Annotated in this window: 1 protein-coding gene; it reads left to right on the top strand. The window is 69.5% G+C overall.

Annotated features, from left to right (window positions below; genetic code table 11):
* Positions 1 to 68 precede the first annotated feature (68 nt).
* Positions 69 to 2,579, top strand: a 2,511-nt coding sequence (locus AB0D74_RS50335) for a condensation domain-containing protein (protein WP_362603426.1), incomplete at its 3' end; no start/stop codon positions are given.

Below are 2,579 nucleotides of genomic sequence, written 5' to 3' on the forward strand. Positions count from 1 at the left end.
GGCTGGTGTTCGCCGGTCGGGTGGATGATCAGGTGAAGATTCGTGGGTTCCGGATCGAGCCGGGTGAGGTGCAGGCGGTCGTCGCCGCACACCCCGCAGTCGCTCGCGCAACCGTCGTAGCCCGCCCGAACACTCAGGGAGAACTCCGTCTGGTCGCCTACGTCGTACCCCACGACGAGACACTGCGCATGACAGACCTGGTGGCCGAAGTCGAGGAGTTCACCGCGACTCGTCTCCCCGGGTACATGGTGCCGTCGGCTGTCGTGGTGCTGGACGAGTTGCCGTTGAATGCGAACGGGAAGGTGGACCGTGCGGCTCTGCCGGCTCCCGAGGTCGCGGCGGGTGGCTCGGGGCGTGCCCCGGCCGACCTCCGCGAGGAGCTGCTGTGCGCGGCCTTCGCGCAGGTGCTGGGTGTGGAGTCCGTCGGTGTGGACGACGACTTCTTCGCCCTGGGCGGGCATTCCCTGCTCGCGGTTCGGCTGGTCTCCCGTGTCCGGGTGCTGCTCGGCGAGGAGGTCGGGGTCCGGGCTCTGTTCCAGGCGCCCACGCCCGCGGGGCTCGCAGCGCACCTCGCTGCCGAACGGAGTGGTCCCGTACGTCCGGTGCTGGTGGCGGCCGTCGAACGCCCGGAACGCACTCCGTTGTCATACGGGCAGCAACGCCTTTGGTTCCTTGCCCGGTTGGAGGGGCCCAGCCCGACGTACAACATCCCGACCGTACTGTCACTCGCGGCCGAAGTGGACCGGGCGGCCCTGACGGCGGCCTTGCAGGACGTGCTCGGTCGGCACGAGGTGTTGCGGACGACGTTTCCCGAGGCAGAGGGAGAGCCCTATCAGCGCATTGTCCCGGACAGTGAACTGGACTGGGGTCTGGAGGTAGTGGATCTGGCCGGTGCATCGGCCGACGAGGTGGCAGCGGCGATCGGGGAACGGGCTCGGTATGCCTTCGACCTGACGGCCGAGTTGCCGGTCCGTGGGTCGTTGCTGGAGGTCGATGCGCAGTCGTGCGTTCTCGTCCTGGTGGTGCATCACATCGCGGGGGACGGCTGGTCGATGGGGCCGTTGGCGCGGGACCTCTCGGCGGCGTATGCGGCGCGGTGTGAGGGGCGGGCGCCGGAGTGGGCGCCGTTGCCGGTGCAGTACGCGGACTACACGCTGTGGCAGCGGGAGTTGCTCGGCGACGGGACGGACCCCGAAAGCCTCATGTCGCACCAGGTGGACTACTGGCGCTCGGCGTTGGCGGGCATACCGGAGGAGTTGGAGCTGCCCTTCGACCGTCCCCGCCCAGCGATCGCCGGGCATCTGGGGCATGTGAGCGAGCGCAGGGTGAGCGCCGCTGTGCATGCGCGGTTGGTGGAGGTGGCGAGGGCTGAGGGTGTGACGGTGTTCATGGTGTTGCAGGCCGCGCTGGCGGTGCTGTTGTCGCGGTTGGGTGCGGGGGAGGACATTCCGATCGGCTCTGCGGTGGCGGGCCGTACGGACGAGGGGCTTGACGATCTCGTCGGGTTCTTCGTGAACACCCTGGTCATCCGCACGGACCTGGGTGGCGATCCGACGTTCCGTGATGTGTTGGCGCGGGTGCGTGAGCGGAGTCTCGGGGCGTTGGCGCATCAGGATGTGCCGTTCGAGCGGTTGGTGGAGGAGCTGGCGCCGGTCCGTTCGCTGGCGCGGCATCCGCTGTTCCAGGTGATGCTGACTCTCCAGAACGTCGACGGCGCGACGCTCGACCTGCCTCGACCCGAATCTGCACGCTCGGCGCCGGCAGGGCCCGCAACGGCCGTGTCGAAGTTCGATCTCGACGTGACCGCGGGCGAGTTGTTCGACGAGCAGGGTGGTCCGGCCGGGCTGCGGTTCGTGGTGCGGGCGGCGACCGACGTGTTCGACGCGGGGTCGGCCACGGCACTCGCCGAGCGTTGGGTGCGGGTGCTGGAGCAGGTGGTGGCCGCGCCGGAGGTGCGGCTCCATGCGGTGGAGGTGCTTGCGGAGTCGGAGCGGTGGCAGGTAGTCGCGGGCTGGAACGACACCTCGGCTGCGATGGCGGATGAGTCGGTGTTGGAGTTGTTCGAGGGGTGGGTGGGGCGGTCGCCGGGTGCGGTGGCGGTGGTGTGTGGGGATGTCGAGGTGTCGTACGAGGAGTTGGACGCGCGAGCGGATCGGCTTGCCGGGTATTTGCGGGGGTTGGGGGTTGGGCCGGAGTGCGTGGTGGGGTTGTGTCTGCCGCGTGGGGTGGAGATGGTGGCGGCGGTGTTGGGGGTGTGGAAGGCGGGGGCGGCGTATGTGCCGGTGGATCCGGAGTATCCGGCGGAGCGGGTCGCGTTCATGCTGGCGGACAGCGGGGCGGCCTGTGTGCTGGCGCAGCGCGAGGCTGCCGGCCCGGTGCTGGCGGACGTGTCGGACGTCGGGGTGGTGTGGCTGGACGACGCGGAGACCGCTGCCGAGATCGAGGCGCTGGAGCGCACGGTGCCCGAGGCCTTCGGTAACGCTCATGGGCTTGCGTATGTGATCTATACGTCTGGTTCGACGGGGCGGCCGAAGGGTGTGGCTGTCGGGCATGGTGCGGTGCGGAATCTGGCGGGGGTT

This window comes from Streptomyces sp. NPDC048278, from assembly GCF_040652195.1.
In the GTDB taxonomy this organism is placed as follows: Bacteria; Actinomycetota; Actinomycetes; order Streptomycetales; family Streptomycetaceae; genus Streptomyces.